The 17,719-nt window shown below is 40.4% G+C and carries 22 protein-coding genes; 11 read left to right on the forward strand and 11 right to left on the reverse strand.

Annotated elements, in window-relative coordinates:
• Positions 1 to 158: 158 nt before the first annotated feature.
• The 4 genes from FH968_RS19930 to FH968_RS19940 form a co-directional block, all read right to left on the reverse strand.
• Positions 159 to 452: a hypothetical protein gene (locus FH968_RS19930; protein WP_139882557.1), complete on the reverse strand. Its 294-nt coding sequence runs from the start codon at positions 450 to 452 to the stop codon at positions 159 to 161.
• Positions 453 to 614: 162 nt separating this feature from the next.
• Entirely contained in the window at positions 615 to 752 is a 138-nt protein-coding gene (locus tag FH968_RS23705; protein WP_189389243.1) for a hypothetical protein, read from the reverse strand.
• Between the two features lie 221 nt (positions 753 to 973).
• The gene (locus FH968_RS19935; protein WP_139882559.1) at positions 974 to 1,465 is read right to left on the reverse strand and encodes a LuxR C-terminal-related transcriptional regulator; all 492 of its coding nucleotides are present in this window, start codon (positions 1,463 to 1,465) and stop codon (positions 974 to 976) included.
• 101 nt (positions 1,466 to 1,566) lie between these two features.
• Positions 1,567 to 2,577: a replication initiation protein gene (locus FH968_RS19940; protein WP_139882561.1), complete on the reverse strand. Its 1,011-nt coding sequence runs from the start codon at positions 2,575 to 2,577 to the stop codon at positions 1,567 to 1,569.
• A 1,628-nt stretch (positions 2,578 to 4,205) separates the two neighbouring features.
• Between FH968_RS19940 and FH968_RS19945 the strand changes: the two genes are divergently transcribed.
• The 8 genes from FH968_RS19945 to FH968_RS19975 all read left to right on the forward strand — a co-directional run bounded on the left by FH968_RS19945 (position 4,206) and on the right by FH968_RS19975 (position 8,106).
• Positions 4,206 to 4,724, forward strand: coding sequence for a J domain-containing protein (locus FH968_RS19945; RefSeq protein ID WP_139882563.1), 519 nt, complete (start codon positions 4,206 to 4,208; stop codon positions 4,722 to 4,724).
• Positions 4,725 to 4,771: 47 nt separating this feature from the next.
• Positions 4,772 to 5,329, forward strand: coding sequence for a hypothetical protein (locus FH968_RS19950; RefSeq protein WP_139882565.1), 558 nt, complete (start codon positions 4,772 to 4,774; stop codon positions 5,327 to 5,329).
• Between the two features lie 73 nt (positions 5,330 to 5,402).
• Positions 5,403 to 5,708: a hypothetical protein gene (locus FH968_RS19955; protein WP_139882567.1), complete on the forward strand. Its 306-nt coding sequence runs from the start codon at positions 5,403 to 5,405 to the stop codon at positions 5,706 to 5,708.
• A 588-nt stretch (positions 5,709 to 6,296) separates the two neighbouring features.
• Complete coding sequence (locus tag FH968_RS23710; protein ID WP_189389252.1) at positions 6,297 to 6,470, forward strand: hypothetical protein; 174 nt, start codon at positions 6,297 to 6,299, stop codon at positions 6,468 to 6,470.
• Positions 6,471 to 6,506: 36 nt separating this feature from the next.
• Entirely contained in the window at positions 6,507 to 6,770 is a 264-nt protein-coding gene (locus tag FH968_RS19960; RefSeq protein WP_139882569.1) for an XRE family transcriptional regulator, read from the forward strand.
• 152 nt (positions 6,771 to 6,922) lie between these two features.
• On the forward strand, positions 6,923 to 7,366 hold the full coding sequence (locus FH968_RS19965; protein WP_139882571.1) for a hypothetical protein: 444 nt from the start codon (positions 6,923 to 6,925) through the stop codon (positions 7,364 to 7,366).
• A 53-nt stretch (positions 7,367 to 7,419) separates the two neighbouring features.
• Positions 7,420 to 7,641, forward strand: a complete 222-nt coding sequence (locus tag FH968_RS19970; RefSeq protein ID WP_370451539.1) for a hypothetical protein — start codon at positions 7,420 to 7,422, stop codon at positions 7,639 to 7,641.
• A 249-nt stretch (positions 7,642 to 7,890) separates the two neighbouring features.
• On the forward strand, positions 7,891 to 8,106 hold the full coding sequence (locus FH968_RS19975) for a hypothetical protein (RefSeq protein ID WP_139882573.1): 216 nt from the start codon (positions 7,891 to 7,893) through the stop codon (positions 8,104 to 8,106).
• A gap of 459 nt (positions 8,107 to 8,565) precedes the next feature.
• On the opposite strand, the gene FH968_RS19980 is transcribed toward FH968_RS19975, so the two are convergent.
• From FH968_RS19980 to FH968_RS19990, 3 genes are read right to left on the reverse strand one after another with little or no spacing between them, the layout of a single operon-like run.
• Positions 8,566 to 9,153 carry a hypothetical protein gene (locus tag FH968_RS19980; RefSeq protein ID WP_139882575.1) on the reverse strand — a complete coding sequence of 196 codons (588 nt, stop codon included), beginning with the start codon at positions 9,151 to 9,153 and terminating at the stop codon, positions 8,566 to 8,568.
• A 52-nt stretch (positions 9,154 to 9,205) separates the two neighbouring features.
• Positions 9,206 to 9,904 carry a StbB family protein gene (gene stbB / locus FH968_RS19985; RefSeq protein WP_139882577.1) on the reverse strand — a complete coding sequence of 233 codons (699 nt, stop codon included), beginning with the start codon at positions 9,902 to 9,904 and terminating at the stop codon, positions 9,206 to 9,208.
• Between the two features lie 9 nt (positions 9,905 to 9,913).
• Entirely contained in the window at positions 9,914 to 10,405 is a 492-nt protein-coding gene (locus FH968_RS19990) for a hypothetical protein (protein WP_139882580.1), read from the reverse strand.
• 333 nt (positions 10,406 to 10,738) lie between these two features.
• On the opposite strand from FH968_RS19990, the gene FH968_RS19995 reads away from it, so the two are divergent.
• From FH968_RS19995 to FH968_RS20005, 3 genes are all read left to right on the forward strand, one after another.
• Positions 10,739 to 11,074, forward strand: coding sequence for a DUF6290 family protein (locus FH968_RS19995; protein WP_139882582.1), 336 nt, complete (start codon positions 10,739 to 10,741; stop codon positions 11,072 to 11,074).
• Positions 11,075 to 11,098: 24 nt separating this feature from the next.
• Positions 11,099 to 14,425 (forward strand): LPD7 domain-containing protein, encoded by a 3,327-nt coding sequence (locus tag FH968_RS20000; protein ID WP_139882584.1) that lies wholly within the window; start codon positions 11,099 to 11,101, stop codon positions 14,423 to 14,425.
• Between the two features lie 86 nt (positions 14,426 to 14,511).
• Positions 14,512 to 14,694, forward strand: a complete 183-nt coding sequence (locus tag FH968_RS20005) for an Hha/YmoA family nucleoid-associated regulatory protein (protein WP_223271351.1) — start codon at positions 14,512 to 14,514, stop codon at positions 14,692 to 14,694.
• Positions 14,695 to 14,773: 79 nt separating this feature from the next.
• Here the strand turns inward: FH968_RS20005 and FH968_RS20010 are convergent, their stop codons facing one another.
• The 4 genes from FH968_RS20010 to FH968_RS20020 all read right to left on the reverse strand — a co-directional run.
• Positions 14,774 to 15,097 (reverse strand): stability/ partitioning determinant, encoded by a 324-nt coding sequence (locus FH968_RS20010; protein WP_139882588.1) that lies wholly within the window; start codon positions 15,095 to 15,097, stop codon positions 14,774 to 14,776.
• 108 nt (positions 15,098 to 15,205) lie between these two features.
• Positions 15,206 to 15,868 (reverse strand): ParA family protein, encoded by a 663-nt coding sequence (locus FH968_RS20015; protein WP_139882590.1) that lies wholly within the window; start codon positions 15,866 to 15,868, stop codon positions 15,206 to 15,208.
• 437 nt (positions 15,869 to 16,305) lie between these two features.
• Positions 16,306 to 16,377, reverse strand: a complete 72-nt coding sequence (gene dinQ / locus FH968_RS24195; RefSeq protein WP_370451542.1) for a damage-inducible type I toxin DinQ — start codon at positions 16,375 to 16,377, stop codon at positions 16,306 to 16,308.
• A gap of 618 nt (positions 16,378 to 16,995) precedes the next feature.
• On the reverse strand, positions 16,996 to 17,719 hold a 724-nt coding region (locus FH968_RS20020; protein WP_370451540.1), incomplete at its 5' end, for a tyrosine-type recombinase/integrase.

A 17,719-nucleotide genomic window follows, 5' to 3' on the forward strand; every position in this document is an offset into this window, starting at 1 on the left:
CCGCCCATAACCAGTTCGGGATTGGCTATCCCGTCGCTTCCCCGGCGCTACTTCTATTTATTAACCCTCACCAGATGCGAAGCTGGCTCTCAATGAGATTCGGGATCGCATCATAACTGCGATATAATCACGGTCTGACCGTTTAGCTACTTCAAAATTCATTCCCCTTCTTTTACTGATTTAAGAAGCTCGCCATAGAGTTCTCTAGGCGGCATTGATTTACCTTTTCTCTTTTCCCGTCCAATAGCACTGATACCATAATCAGAATAAGGATTGTAATTCCTTTTCTTCTTTGGCTTTACCGGTTCTTTTGCTTTCTTTGGAGGACGTTCTTGCTTAACTACTAAAGATATTATTTTTTCTGACTTTGAAACTCGTTCCTTGTTCAGATGGGTTTCTATAGCAGATATTTGTTTCTGATACTTCCTTAACCTTACATGTAGCATTGCCATAAATCATTCCTTTTTTCGGACTTAAAAAAACCCTCAAAAAACAATGATCTACTCTTATTAAGATGTTAGAGATTTACCATGCTACATTTCATAGCATATTAGGCACGAAACCTTTAAGGTTCTCTTTTCGCTTTTTGATTTTTAAAGAGCAGATACTGATTTTTACTTGCTTTCTGATTCAGAATTTGTTTTTAAAGCATCTTCAATGATTTTCAAAATCATTGCTTTTTTAGTAGATCCTTTATCAAAACACTTCTTTTCTAACAAGTAATTCAGCTCTGCATCAATATGCAATGACATCGAGATTGAACGCCATGATCTGTCCGTTTCAATGTCCGTTGGTTGATAGTTATGAAGCATAAAAACCTAGCTTTTAAGTAATCCGTACACATGCTGTATTTTAAGGATGTTCCGATACATTCATATGGTAATTTTTACTATATTTCTTACTTTTTTTCTTTTTGTTTCATTTGTATAAAAGCAGCAATACGCCGCTTTTATATACTAAATAGTAATCAATACTAGTGAATAACTTTCATCATATGTTCGGTCAACTTCATACAAACATATGCTTTAATCATGTCTGTATCTTTTAAACCTAACTCAGTCGTTGCAGAATCTAAAAGCTCAGAAACCGAATCCGAGCTAATGTGCCTCTCATATGAGATTGCTTGCTCGCTCGAACCTGATGCATGCATCAACACAACATCTACTTGATTTGAGTTAAGAGTACTAAATATTTCGCTTAAATTACCATCAATCCCATCAATCATTTTCATCATCAATCTGATCATAAAAAGTGTCCTTAAATCAAATGCTGAATTTGTAGACAGCTTTAGCTTAATGTTTGCCAGGTGATTATTGACCGTTGAGACACTTTTATTCTGACTTTGAGCAATAATTGCAGGTGTCATTCCCAATGAATACAATGCCATAACATTACTTTCAGTTTGGGAAAGCTCTGGAAAAACTTCAAGTAATTTTTTATCTGGGATATGATTACAAATAGCCATAACAATCTCCTTGCAGGTTGTATTGGTTAGTCAGTAGCGCCGTGTACCAGACGACGCTACTGACGACTTTAATTACTTCAAAAGAATGATCTATTGTTCAATCATCCCTTTCTACTTCTTTCTCCGACTTCTTTCTCTATTTGTTTTTTAGAATCTTTATCACCGATAATACTGCACCATGCAGCCCACTTTTTGAGGTCTGCTACTGAAATTTTTTCTTTTTCGTCATAGGCAAGAAGATCTTGTTTGTATTGTTTCATTAATCCAATACATTTTCTTGCCCACTTCCCTTCGGCATCACTACCAGCAACTACTTGAGGTCTGCGAGGGAGGCGAGGTCTAAGCGGTTTAGCAAATGCAGAGGATTTTTCTCCATTTTCAACTACATATGAGAAAATAATTGCGTTTATGGTTCTGCCTCTTTTTACTGGCTCCCAACTGATTGAAATGTCAGTTTTAGCATTAATTTGCTTAATCGCAGGTTCCAGTAAGTCCCGTCTAAAGAATTTAAATTCTTCATACGTCTTACTCACAATCCCGGCCCGTTCCTTCATCCAATCAATATCAATGGCATCAGTAACAATCAGTCCATTGTTTCTTTTACAGCGATCAAGCTCTTTGTAACTCATTAACCAGCTATACAACCTGAATGAAAATGGAGTATCTAATTTTGATATGACCTCGAAATTTAAACGAGTAAACTCTCTTTTTAGTTCATATAAATACTCTGCTACATCTGCTGAAAATCGTATAGTAACGTCAGAGTTACCTTCTGAGGCATCATAGCGAATGGATGTAAACCAAAATCTCTCGACTTTATCAATCCGGCGTTTTTTCTCGCTCCACTCATAAGTAAAAACTGGTTTTTTACCCAAAGATGAAGCTGCATCTCTCAACTGTCGATGTGTGTTTTTTGGATTGATTCCAAAATGATTTTCAAACTCTTTAGGATATAGAGTGTAATAACCGTCAGGTTGCGGTTTTGAACTATCAATTTTCGTTAACGCCAAGTATAGAAAACGGATTTCATCGAGGGTAATGTTAAATGCACCTTCAATTAATGAATTGCCCTGGTATACAACAGGTTTTGTTCTGGCTTTTTCCTTTTTCACTCTACTCTTGTCCCGAAAGGTGATGTTTCATAAAAATATATCACCCATAAAACAAAAGTGCAAACCTCACCGCTAATCTTCTCACCTATGAGATTAATATTTATTTAAGGTATTGTTTTATATATAAAAAACAAAGAATGGTTTGTATGCGCTAAAAAGTTCACCTAACGATACTCTTATCGTTCTCGGAAAGTTATCCACAATAAATCTTCTCACCTATAGCCGTAAATCTTCTCACCTGTAGCCGTAAATCTTCTCACCTTTAAATCCGTATTGAGCTTAAACAACCGTAAATCTTCTCACCTATAGCCGCTAATCTTCTCACCTATAGCCGCTAATCTTCTCACCTATAGCCGCTAATCTTCTCACCTATAGTGAAAATTATTGTTATATATCAATATGTTTAGTTGCCCTGAAAAGGAAACAGAAACAGAAATCTATTCTTTTAGATCGAGTAAGAAAAAGAAAAAAGAAAAACAAACTAACGCGCTTACAGCTTGTTATTTTCTGTAAAAGAATGGGTTAAGGCTGTTGAATCGCACTAAAATTGCGAACATAAGGCAAACTGATCACACTAGTAACTAATTTTTCCTATATAAATCAATGTAATGCTTGCGCTAATCTTCTCACCTATCTTTTTAGCAACTATTCACAAATACCGTCGAATTACCGTATTGCATAGGGTAGATTGCATTAGCAATAACTAGGATCATATCAATGCGAATGCGTTAATATCATTCATGATCGTCACATTGATCGTAAGGTTGATCATATATGGATCTTTTAGAGAGCATTGGTCAAAGCCTTTAATATTGCCTGAAACGCTCTGTATGCGATTACATCGCCATATTGAAGCAAACCTATTACCTTCCTCTCGAAAGCCTCTCAGAACCGCTTACGCTTCGCCTTATTTCAAGAAGGAAACCTTCCCCCCTGGTAAAATCAGAATTTTGGTGATTTCAATATAGTTTTGTCCATATATCCACATGAGAGAAGCCAGTGCAGCGGGGAGGCCATCAAGCCACCCCCGCAAACGAGAGCGCCCTGATCGGCGGGACAAGCCGACCAGGGTCGATTGTGGGTATGTGGGCAAAGCGATCACTAAAACTTATATTGGCCCACCCGGTAAGCTGGCAAAGCCAGCACCCGCAGTACAGCGCCCCACCACGCAGGAAGCGCGGTGGCGTTCCGTTCGCAAGCTCACGCGCTAACTGCGCCCTTTGGGGGGCTATACAAGATTATGAGTGGTCTGTTAGTCAGTAATAGCTTTGCAGTGAAGGGGTTGGCGAGGGGGATATGATGGGGCATGGTTCGCTTTGCTCACGTCCGGGCGTTTAAATCCGGGTGATAATTTCGGCACCAGATGATCGCCCTCTTATCGCCTTTAGGCTCAAAATAATTACAGTGTATTTACAATGTAAATACGTGTATATAATTACAATGTAAATACAAATATGTAATTACGGTGCATTGTGTGTTAGTTAACAAGCACACAGAAAAAACATATAAAAATCAGTCAAAAAAGAAAAATAATCTTTGTTATTGCGCTCAAATGAGCGTAATATGTATTACATCAGGTGAGGCAATCGAGCTAAACCCAAACAGCCCAAACGGGCGGGAGCTACAAAATGAATATTCAGGAAGCATTAAACGTTTTTGGTCTGTCCGGTGAATTGTCGGAAAAAGACATCAAAGCGGCTTACAAAAAACTTGCCTTTAAATATCATCCTGATCGCAACCCTGCCATTAGTGGCGAAATCATGAAGGCTATTAATGCTGCGCGTGATTTTCTGCTGGCTAACCTTGATAACCTGAATAAATTCCAGTCTGCTGACGAAAGCGACCACTATAACTACGGTGAAGAAATGGAAAGCGTGTTAAACACCCTTTCTACCCTGGCGGGAATTGTGTTTGAAGTTATTGGCAACTGGGTTTGGATCAGCGGTGAAACCATCGTTCATAAAGACGTTTTAAAAGAAATTAAATGCAAGTGGGCACCGAAGAAAAAACAGTGGTTCTATCGCCCGGAAGAACACAAAAGCACCCGCAACCGTAAAGAGCATTCTCTTGATGAAATCCGTGAAAAATTCGGTACAGCAGGTCAACGCAGCGCCACTGGCGTTAATCGGGTAGAAGCCAGAGCGTAACCGAACGGGGGCGAAAGCCCCCTTTTCTGATCTCATCGGGGGAGACTATGCAAAATACAAAAACATTTAAAGACAGGTACGCGCCGTTATTTATAAAAGTGTGTAATTTTCTGGGCGGTGGCTGGCGTGTGGATATGCTCGAAATGAACAATGAACACCAAATCAAATTGACCGCGCCGAACCTGCGGCGCTATGCCATAAGTGCCAGACAGGAAAAAGGCCGCATTGTGCTTAGTGGTCATCTTGAATACCGTTATTATCCCTACGGTGAGGCGGCACAATGTACCGTTTCCCTTGACCGCTCACCCGCAGCTATCGCCAACGATATCAGACGAAAGATTTTACCTGGCTCGGCAGAACAAATCGCCGCCGCCAGTGACTATCACCAGGAGCAACAGGCGAAAAAGCAACACACTATGATCCTTAAAAACATGATGGCGCAACAAGTCACACTCACCAACCATCATAACGCCCTGACAGGTTTTTATAACGGTAGGGGCATTCGTGGTGCTGTGACTGAAATTGGCGGCGGGTACGGGCTTATGTTTGATGGTTTGGATACAGATCAATTGATTAAAATTGTTGGGTTTATTTCCACCCTATAGCCGCCAATCATTAATAACCCGCATCGAGCGAGTTATTAATGATTTTTCGCATATTCAACATTAGGAGATTTACATGGAATCAATTTTTCATGCCAGAAAAAACAAAGGTAATAAAATCTGTACCTTAGATGTTTTTCGTAATGGGAATGAGTTCTGCTTACATTATCTTGCATCAGGAAGAACTAATCCCGATCGCGGTGAAAAACGAGAAAGATTTACCATTTTTGAAAAAAAAATAACGGTTGAAGATATTGATCACATAGATTTTGAATCGTTACCGATTACTAGCCACACCCCAAAATTCTTACCAATAGCGGAGTGTTTTAAGGTGTTAACAGATGATTTTTTATCTCAAAATATAAGTAGTCATGGCGAATAGCATCACTCAATTTGTGTAAAAATAAATACAGTGCATGTAATGTATTTATAATTATCCATCTTGTCCACATACCCACAATCGACCCTAGTCGGCTTGCCCCGCCGATCAGGGCGCTCCCGTTTGCGGGGGGGCTTGTTGGCCTCCCCGCTGCACTGGCTTCTCTCATGTGGATATATGGGCAAGTCCGAACCGCCCGGTAAGCTGGCGAAGCCAGCACCCGCAGTACAGCGCCCCACCGCGCTTACAGCGTGGTGGCGTACCGTTCGCAAGCTCACGCGCTAACTGCGCCCTCCGGGGAGCTTTGCAGGGTATTGTGTGGCCTGTTAGCCATTAATGGTTTTGCAGTGAAGGGGTTGGCGTGGGGAATATAACGGACTGAGGCTCGTTTCACTCGCGCCCGGAGCGGTTGGCCTAGAGTAAAAAATGTTGGTCTTGATGAGCGCCCCTTTTATCGCCTGACGGCTCAAAAAACATAAAAAATTTACACTGTAAATGGAATCATTTCTTGATATTAGCCCCAATGGGGCTATAATCTATTACATGAGGTAGCGAATATGTCGCAGCCCAGAACCCGAAAGGATGAACAAGATGGAAAGTGAAATGAATACCGCAGAACTCGCAAAAATTCATGCTGAAATAGCCAAATTAATGGCTGAAACATCGAAAATTAACCGTGAAACAATGTGGTATCCGGTTGTAGTCGCTACGGGGATTATCGGCGCAGTAGCTACAATAACGACTCTCCTGAACAAATTTCTTTAAAAGAAGCCCCGAAAGGGGCTTTTTAATAGGTGCCGCATGAGACTAATTAACGATTACACCCCACCTTCACCAGATGATTTAGAGTGTTTTAAAAGTGAGTTAGGCTTTACAGGGAATCAGATGGCAGAATTGGCAGGAATCGCCAGTAATAGTCAATGGCGTAAATATACTGGCGGTGAGTCTCCACGCGCTATGTCACCACACATCTTGTTTTATATGGCGGCTCAACTCTCATTAAACAGTGATGATCTGAATAAAATAATAAAAAAAATGAAAGAGATTGGTGCTGATATATCCTGATTTTATAGTTTCTTACTAAATATAAAGCCAATAAAATCATAGAACGATATCAAATATTTCTTGATAAAACGCTCATTTGAGCGTAATATATATTACATCAGGTGAGGCAATCGAGCCATACCAAAACAGCCCAAATGGGCGGGAGCTACAAAATGAGTGCATTTATTATTAGTGAAGCAACGGCAAACATGATCGTTTCGTCAATGATTGAAATGGCAATTATTGACCAGGTAGAAGCACAGGGTTTTTTGTCGATGATGATTGCTGTTAACACTAAATCGGTAAATACCCGCTACAACGAATCTGATGCAGCACCTGATTACTGTTTTTCTCGTGTTAATTGTGGTTTTGATGGCAGCACCGCAAAGCCGCTTTTACAAATCGTAACTCTGATTGATTGTTTTAATTATCAGTCCTGTGAATTTGAAGGGTATGAAAACACGTTAGTTGTTTCAACATTGCAATCCTATCGTGATGATTTGCTGGCATCTTACAAAGAATGGTTAGTCAATAATAAATATCATAATGGCATTGGTTTAGATGATGTTAGTCCCTCATCGCTTCCTTTTGCTAATGAAATGCAATGGGATTTGTAATATAAAATAAGGAGGCATGAAGCCTCCTTTTTAATTTAGGAATTAAGAAATTTATGATCACCGAAAAACCCACACCCGAACAAATTACAGAAGCTCGTACAGCGGCGAATTTGTCGAAACAGGAAGCCGCAGACATTTTTGGCATGGCACTGCGTACCTGGCAACAAAAGGAAGAAACTGGTAAAGGAAATCGCTCTCTTTCCGTGGGAGAATGGAACTATTTACTATTGTTAGCAGGTAAACACCCAGATTATAGCCTGGTGGCTAAAAAATGATGGTGCGGAATGAGCGCCAATATAAAAAGCCTGGTTAGCGCCGGGCTTTTTTGTGCGAGCTATCCTGACTTTTTTGCTTCTTAATTCCTTTCTAATATTGTTTTGTACATTACAAAAATAAAAACATATAAAAATCAGTAAGAAAAACAAAGATAATTCTTTCAATGCGCTCATTTGAGCGTATAATGAATTGCATCAGGTGAGGCAATCGAGCTAAACCTTAACAGCCCAAACGGGCGGGAGATTAAAATGTCACTTGAGTTAACTGCTTTTGCATCATTAAACCGTAATATTAAATTCTGGGTTGAGCAATGCGGTTGCAAAGATTTAGCACTCATAAGCAAGATAAATCACTGGTTTAATTTTGCTTATTCGCCAGCAGAACAAGAAAAGGCTAAAACAGATATTTTAGAAAAAATGGGTTATCAAAGGTTAGAAAATGGGGAGGTGAAATTAAAAGATTAAAATGAGGTGGTGCCTGGTTGCTCTAACAGCCAGGCACCTTGTTAACAAATCAATCACTTTTGCGAGTAAAAATTATGTCAACAAAACAGATAGTAACGTTAGCGGATCAGCTTGTAAAGGGTTGGGAAGTTAAGATCCCCGCCATGAAAGGAACAGATTGGGATAGTTTGCTTTGGTGGCTGAACCACCTAAAGGGACACACCCTCTAAAAATAAACAAAACGGTCTGTAAAGGCCGTTTTTTTCGTCCAGGCAATGTGGTCGCTTTGCATTCAGGTAACGGCATCGAACCGTTACCTGAATGCAAAAAAAAGAAAAGCTCGGCTCCCCTCGCTTTTCTATAAAACCAAAATATCAAATCATTTTTAATTTCGGCAAGATACTTTTTATTATCTAAATAGATACAATCTATTGATTACAAGATTGTATAGCAAACAGCACTTCACTTCAAAAAAAATGATTAGCGTTCCGATTTCATTATGCTGTCATACTTCTGCTTAAAGTCTTGTTGCTGGTTTTTGGGGACTAGATTGATGGCTTTTTCTGTCAAGCTAGAAAGCTCTACCATGCCAGTACCAAACTTAGCCAGTTCGCTTTCGTGACGGGCTTCAAGAATGAAGTATGCAGAACTTGAGCAGATTGCAGACAAGCCGAGAACAGTAGTAAAACAATACGCTATAACTTTTCCGGTTGATATAGGTTTGGTTTTTTTGATTTCTTGTCGATAAGTCTCGGTTAGCGATTTTAAATCATTTTTTAAATCGCCCAAAACCAACGAAAAATGTTTAGTAATTTCATGCTTTGCATTTTCTTTAAGCCCATCCAGGCTTGCCCTGTGCTCATTAAAATCTTTTTCTATATCTTCACCTACAGTCAAAATCTCACGAAGCCTTTCGTTTACGCATGAATCTAGTGCGCCCGGCACTTCATGGATAGCAGAAACAATTGCTTCTTTAACGTTGCTAATTTCTTTTTCAAGAATAAGAAGATCCTCAATCATGCTGTTGATTTTCTGATCTTTAAACTCTTCTGTAAAGCTTGTGCTCATAGCTCGTCCCCAAAAAAATGTTTCAGCGGGGAGATATCCCCGCTGAAATAATTTAAAAACTCAGGCTTTCAAATGCTAAATCTAAATCAGAATTGAAACCATTCATAAGCATTTTCACAGTTCGACGATTTGAAAGATCTTCACGTTCTTCTTTAGAAGCTGCGGCACGAATAAGAGAACGGAAATCACGATCATCATTATAAACATCGTCATACTTCAAACTCATTTTTGTAAGAATAGTAAAAATGTTATTGTGATAGACAGTGGGTATTCTTTTACCTGCAATTCTTTTGCATTGTTTATCAGACAAGAAAATTGAGTATTGCTTTTCAATTGCAACATCTTTTTCAGCAAGATTAAAAATTGCTTTAATTCTGCTTTCTTCGATACCCATATCTAACAGGCTATTAATGGTTGCAATAGAATCTCTCTGTTGTTTTTCTTGAGCGGTCACAGGTACGATGAAGTAATCAATCAGATCATGACTACCCTGATACTCAGTCATTTGAACCATAAACTGCTCAATGTTAGATGCGCCAACGTCAATGATTGTGCAATCAACATCATCAATACGCTTGATGATCTCATCGAATTCTTTTGCAGAGATTTTTTCATCAGTAGTACCATCGGTATTGATAGTTTCTACTTTAATAATTTCTGAACCTTCAAAACGAGGTTTAAGTAATGTTTGACAAATTGTAGATTTACCAACGTTGCCACTATTGTTTAAAACTGCCATTTTTAGATACATTGTTTTACCTTATTTTTTTGAAATATAATTTGTCAGAGCATTACCCAATCTAACTGAATTAGGTGATTTCCATGATTCTATAGTGTCTATACTTACGCCACCTTCAATAGCTCTTAGTGCAATTCTTTCGTTGTTGAAACAAACTTTTATGTATTGTTTCAACAGTTCATCTGATACGTTTGATTCTAATTCTTCACTACCGTTCTTGTCTGCTTCCCTGCTAGATCTGCCTGGCAATGTTGCCCTAATCGTTACTGGCTTAGATCTTCCAGATTGCTTTTCCGATTTAGCTTTTGCCCTTGCATACATTGTCCATAACTTTTTTTCTTCAAAAACTAGCCCGGTTTTGATTTTCAGATACTCAGAAATGTTACTCCACCCGGCAATTTCTTTTGCTTCCGTTAACTCATCAAAACATAAGTTAAATGCAGCTTGTTGACTCTTAACCGTATCACTCATTAAGAGGTCTGCTAACTTTGCTAGATACTCATCAAGACCCATATGATGCCCCAATCAATTTTTTAGCATCATCTAACTAAAACAACGCGCCGTCAATCTGTCTGTATTGATAATGTATTGTTTATGTATTGCTGTCAATGATTATGTATTGAAAGTGTATAGATTGTGTTTTGTTTCAATTTTACTATGTATAGATTTTGTATTGCATCTGTAGCTCATCCTTTTCACATCCTAAACAACAGGCACGACGGCGATGTATACACGGACATTTCATGTCCGGTATAATCGCTGTGCCAAAGGGGATGCCCCTTTGAAACCCCGAACATTCTACGAATGTTCAGTTTTGCGGTTCTACGAACCTGAAAGGAAGGGAACATGGCTGTAGATCGTAAGCATGTAATCTCTGTGCGTTTAACCGAAGAAGAATATGAACCATTTAAAAAAATCCTCGAGGCTACTGAAATTTCAAAATCTGAGTTTTTCAGGCTTGTCCTGCTTAACCGTGTAGCAGAACTACCTACAAAACCCAAAGTTACTGCCGATTATAAAAAGTGTCTCTTTTACTTTAATAAAAGCAGCAACAACATAAATCAAATTGCAAAACAATTAAATATTGCTGAAAAAAAGGGTGTTGCGACAGAAACTACTTATAAACGCTTAATGAATGCACTGATCAGCATCAGTACATCACTGTCTGGGGCATTAAAATGATTTCTCTGAATAATGGAGGGTTCAATGACGATAATCCGTGTCAATGGTGGTAATGATGGCATTGCCGAATATCTGGAAAATGGGCGCAAGGCCGAACGCGAGTTTACCCGCGACGAGCTTGATCACCGTGTGATACTGGATGGTAATCTTGAAATCACCAACACCATTATTCAGTCCATAGAAAACACCGGACAAGAACGCTACCTCCACATTACACTTTCTTTTCAGGAGAATGATGTTTCTCCTGAAACACTAAAATCCATCACAGATGAATATAAATCTTTATTGATGAATGCCTATCAATCAGATGAGTATTGCTTTTATGCCGAGGCTCACCTACCAAAGATAAAAAACATTCCTAATAATGCCACTGGTGAACTGGTTGAACGTAAACCTCATATTCATATTGTTATTCCAGAAACTAATCTTGTAACGGGTAACAAACTATTACCCACAGGCAAGGTTACAGTAACTGAGCGTTACCTCGATGCCATTCAGGAGCACATCAACTATAAATATAAGTTAAAAAGCCCAAAAGATGCGGCGCGTGTCAGTGATGATAATTACGCTAACGTGCTTTCACGCACTAAAGGCGATATGTTTAGGGAACGTAATTCAGACCTTAAAAAAGAAATCTATAACGGTTTAACCACTAATGATATTACCAGTTTTTCCGACTTTGGTCATTATCTTGAACAGTTTGGTGACGTAAAGTTAAAAAATTCCGGAAAAGAAAATTCGTATTTTTCAGTAAAATTTGATGGTGATTCAAAATTTACAAATCTTAAAAATCCATTATTTTCTCGTCAGTATATTGAAAACCGTGATCTGCAACTTGTTAAGCCAACAGAAAAACAGGTTTTATCTTTAGTGACCGATTGGAAAGAAAAGGTAAGTCATGAAGTCAAACATATCTTTCCAAAATCAAGTGTGGTTAGAAATACCTATAATGCACTTAACGCAGAAGATAAAAAAAACCATTTAAAAGAGAGGATTGAAACTTATGACCGAGAAAACAAACTTTCTGGAACGCGAGGACGGAGTATACGTGATCAGCGAGGTGCTGAATCATCTACCAGACCATCTAAAGCCAGAAGAGCAAACCGCTTGTCATATATGCCCCAATGCACTTTGGTTTACGGAATTAGGGGTAGTTCAAGACAGCCAGGGGAACAACATCAGCGACCAGCAAACAGAGAAGCATCTAACCGTGTTTTGCAGAATGATGAACACCGTAATCTGGGAGAGTCACGGACAGAAAGCCTTTATGTTGATCAAGCAATGCGATGGAACGATGCCGGAGAACAACCCGAATTTACAAGAGGGATAAAAACCATTCAGGAATCATCTGTATTACATGATGAATACTGGCAACATCTGAATGAGAAAGCGCAAACCGATGAAATCCATACTATGCGGGAAATCAGGGATAACATTGATCCACTGCGCTTACTTGCCGGGCTACAGCGCCAGTACCAGGCGAATCCTTATGATTATAAGATTAGTCAGGCAAAAGATGGTTCCCCCCGTTTTAAAGTCGGTAATCGTAATATGAACGCATCCGACTTTTTGACCAAACACTTCAATCTTTCATGGAAGGATTCAAAAGATTTTTTACTTAAAACCTATGCCGCACAACAAGCTAATACACCTTTTGAAAAACCAGTTATTAGAAAAGCGCTAACCAAAAATGAAGCGAATGAACGGTTTTACTCATTAAAAGAAACGCAAAAAGAACTTAAAAATATTATTAAAGAACAGCGTAGTTCTTTGTATAATGAAATAAAGGAATTACGCAGTCAGATTTATCAGGTCAAAGGGACTGAAAGAGAAGTTGCTCGAGGTGTGATTATTTATCATAAAATAACTGGCCTTGAAGCACTTTCAGAAATTGATTCAAAAGGACGAGAGTTTCTTAACGATTATCATAATATCTGGAATGAGGATAAAGACCCTATGAAAGCTTTACAAAAGTTACGTGAATTTATTAATCAGGACGAAGATGAAAGCAGCGTTGAAGCAGCAGAAACAACATTGTCGATTAAAGATCGTGTTTCATCGCAGCAACGCATTCAAGAACTACAAAGAACACGTTTGAAAGATCTGGTTATGCAGAAATCCCCAGAAAAACTCGTTTTTTTGAATCCAGAAAGTGAAAAACCTGTATTCATTGATAAAGGTGTAAGGGTTATTGCCAGCCAAGATGCAAGCAATGAAGAAATTGCTTTGATTTTGGAATATTCAAAAGAAAAATTTGGGGGTGTTCTTAAATTAAACGGAAATGATGAGTTTAAAACTCAGTGTGCGCTGGTAGCCGCTGAAAAGGGTATGAACATCATTCTCAAACCAGATGAATTTAACCAGTTAATGAAACAACATAAAGCGGATCTGGTAGCAAATCAGATTCAACAAGATACCCAGGAACAAACGGCTCCTGAGCAATCCATTGAATCGGTACTGGATAAACCGCAACAGACCGTACAGGCAGAAACTGAGCAAGCGCAAACGGTAGTACAAGACAACACACTAGCCCCTGTTAATGAGCTTGATAACCTGACGAGTAAAGCGCGTGAGGTAATTGAACCTGTATCCCCAGTAGAGACAATTCAACAGGAAGCGGTAGCTATCGAGCATGATTTTAGTGTTATAGATAAAATAAAGTCCGATTCCTACAATAAAGAATTGCTTCTCTCGGCAGAAGATAAGGTATTTGGTTATGTGAAAGATGTAATTGATGAGTATGAAGTGGAATACGAGGTGATGGGATATACAAAAGGTGACAGCGAAGATGTATTTACGTTTGCGACTTTTGATAACGAAATTGATGCTAAATCATTTAGTGAAATGCTTAACGATTTAGGTCTAGAAAAAATGGTGGAGATAATCGATTCTCGTCAAAATGCCCAAGAAGCAGAGACACCAGTAGACCAGGTGAAAACCTTACTTGCTGACAACGGATTACGCCGAATTGCCATGAGTGACGAGCAGAAAGAACGTGAGTTTAATGCCAGCCCGGATATGGCAAATGAAGTTAAGGCGCAAATCAACTCTGAAATCATCGAATCCCGGACAGGCGTATTTATTGAGCCAGCAGCACTGGTGCAGGACGTGATTGAAGCACGTAATGCCACTCAGCCTGTTAAGGGGGCCGAACTTAAATCACTGGTCAGTGAGTACGCAGAAAAAGCAGAATCGGAGAATCTGGAGTTCTTCGTGAATGATGTGACAGAAGAAATTGAAAGTGCAGGAATGACCTTTGATGAAGCAGGACAGCACCTTGAAAAAGAACTGAACGTTATGCGCAGCGTGAAACAGGATATGCAGCAGGACGACAACGAACAGACCATGTAATCAGTAAAGCCGGGGGAACCCGGCTATGTTATTTCAGTCACCGACATCGAGAAAAAGTAATGAGTATAAAAAAGCAAGAATACCTGATGAAATTCAGGCGTTGTAAGTGCATTGATACACTTGAGAAGGTGTATGACCGATTGGTTGTAAAGCTTTCAGGGGATGATTTTGATGCACTCATGAGCGCGTCAGATCACCGAAGGGCAGAAATTCAGCATGGAAAATTGTGGGATAGAGTACCGGCGTCAGCCTGGCGAAATGTTGAGTAATTTTGCAGAATAAAAAGGCCGGGAAACTTTAGCTCCACGGCCTGAATGACATAAGTCTAATTATGCATTTTAAAATCATCTAAATTTTCTTTGACTCAAGAATCCAGTAATTTTTCTCATTTTCGTCAGGTAACCTATCGAAAGCAATCAGGGCTGCTTTCAGAATGTCCGTTTGACTTAACCCGGTTCTTTGCACCTCATTCTCGAGGATATCTATATACACTTGTTTCAATCGAAAATTCTTCGGGACGCCATTGTTTGAAGAAGGGCGTTTATCTCCGTCTGAAATGAATCTTGCCAGGTTCACTGACTGATTAGCTGATGCTGAGGGGGTACTCGCTGAATCTGGAACCGAGACAGGATTTTTTTTTATGTTTGGTAATTTCAGGCCAAGTTTCGACATTGCTTTCATTCCCCATTGCTGTATGTACATTGTATATACATCGTAATTCATATTTATTATGAATACAACGTAAATACATTGTATTTACGTTGTATTCACGCACTTTACTCATATCACTTTTATTTCTTGCGCCATTAACTCAAGAAGTGCTTTTGCTTTAGTCAGGCTCGAGGCTCTTGTGATCTCATGGACACCCGCACCAAGATTACAGGCGCTTTCGTACACATCGAGATCAGACAGGCGCGTTTTCAACGGTTGAATCCACACTTCGTGACTGCGTAGTTCATTATCAAGTGCAATGGCATCAGCAACTTTCTGAGGTTTTACGCGTGTTAACAGCACCCACGGTTGTAACTTTGGATTCCCATTATCCTGTATCGTTCTCACGGTTTCAGTCACTTCTCTGAGCGTTCCTTTTTCAAAATCAGAAGAAGGTTTAACCAGAGTAATAAGAATGTCTGCAACGCTTAACGCACTTCTGAACTCTGCACTGTCATGACCAGGGCAATCTACAATCAACACGTCACACATCCGGGAAAGACGGTTAATTTCCTTGTATGTGTCTTTACCGTAAGCAGAATAGAGCGGAATCTGAGTTAACCCGGCTTCAACCCTCTTTTCATTCCATTCAGGTAATTCAGGATTTTTGTCACATCTGAGGATGATCACACTCTTTGAATACTGGACAACCAGCATCACGGCAAAATTTACCGATGTTGTGGTTTTTCCTACCCCACCTTTATTCGAACCAAAAACCACGATACGACCCATGCCACCCTCCAGATGTATTTACGGTGTACATAAAACAGGAATACACTTATGTGTTTACTGTGTATGTACACGTTGTTACTTGCGTGTATGTACGTTGTATTTATACCACCGTGTATTTACGTTGTAAATGCACATATGTATTTACAACGTATTTAGTGTGTAATTACGAATATGTATGTACTGCGTACTTACATTGTACGTGCATTGGTGTACATGCGGTGTAATTGTGTTGTGGTTTTATTTTGTATATATGATGTATTTACATTGTGTATACATATGCGTGTGGAGGATTCTGATCAGGGAAAAGGTAAAAAAACTCGCCAGGCGGCGGATTAGCGGGGAGGGGTTGGTCAGAATTGTGTCAGTCGTTGGGTACATACAATGTTAAAGGCCGTGAAGCGGTTAACTCCACGGCCTTAGCTACGTTTCCGTTATCTTCAGAAGAAGATTCGGATCAGCTCTAAAAGCACGATAACGGCTTTCAGAACCATGATGATTTTATCAATCATGCGTTTCTCCAGATGAACTGGAGGAAGAACACCGCGACTTGCTCATACACTGCCTGTTATCGCGGTTTCTACATGGTCAGATGTTGAATGTTCCCCTCCTGCCAGAGCACTAAACACAGCACCACCTGTTTGTTCAGCCAGGACTTATAAACTGTTCATACCCACTACAACGGGGTTTAAGGGCAGGAGAGCCACTTAACAGAGCTAACCCGCTGATTATACAATGCACCATGCAAAAACCGCCATCACTCTCTTGAGTATTGCCTGGGTATTACTAGAGTATTGACAGGCAAAGCATGGGGCATATAATTAAGTGGTCAGATGTTGAATGTTCCCCTCCGGTCAGAGCACCAACTCCGCACCGGAACTGTAAAGAAACCGACCTCACCAGTCGGTTTTTTTACGTCTGTACATTTTCAATGTAGCCGCTACACCCATTGCGTTGCCCGTTCAGACTCATAAGAGAAGAACTTTCGCAGCAAGGCAATACCAGATTTTTTGGCGTAACGGTATTTTACCCTATCCAGAATATGAAATGTTCAAAGCAGTTTTAAAGTGATATAAGCAATTGAATATTATCATAATTAGTGGTCATTTCGTTACGCTAATGCGTTCTCATTATTCCAGAAGAAGACGCCTGGCAGTCTGCGCGTCATAGCTGAATGACAGCCCTTGTCCGGTCAGCACATCGAGCGAAAACACGCGCGTATACACCTCAGTGCTCCGGGCGTACCGATGCCCCAGCAATCCCTGTAATACTTTCTGCGGCACGCCGTTCATTAACAGGTGCATAGCGAACGAGTGCCGGAAGGTGTGCGGCGTGACCGTGATCGGAAACGTGACCCCGTCACCTTCTGCCCGTTGTACGGCGCTGTTAAGCCAGTTGAGCGGCGTCTGCCGCGAGCGTATATCCCACACCGGAACATGCCTCACGCGCTTTCGCCAGGTGGCAAGGTATTCGCGCATCCGTTGCGCGTAAGCGGCATCGAGCAGCGGCACGATTCTTACCCCCGGATCAGGCGGTTTCCGGTAGCGCGGATCAGGATGGAGGGTATCCGCATCGAGGGCAGGGCGACCGCGCCCCCGGCTGGCTTCTTTATGGCGTTGTTTCAGGGTTTTGAGCACCACCACCGCCTGTGGATGGCGGCGTGACGGTTCGAGGGTAAAACAGGCCGGGGTAAGTGCCAGGGCTTCATTGAGCCTCGCCCCGGTATTCCACAGCGTTTCAAAATACATTCGTGCGGTCAGATCATCAATACAGGAAAGCAGCAGACTGATTTCAGGGGCGAGTAAATATTTCGGCAGACCTGCGCCGAGGTGTGCGGCGTAATCGCGCATTGTC

It is taken from the genome of Buttiauxella sp. B2, from assembly GCF_006376615.1.
Lineage (GTDB): Bacteria > Pseudomonadota > Gammaproteobacteria > Enterobacterales > Enterobacteriaceae > Buttiauxella.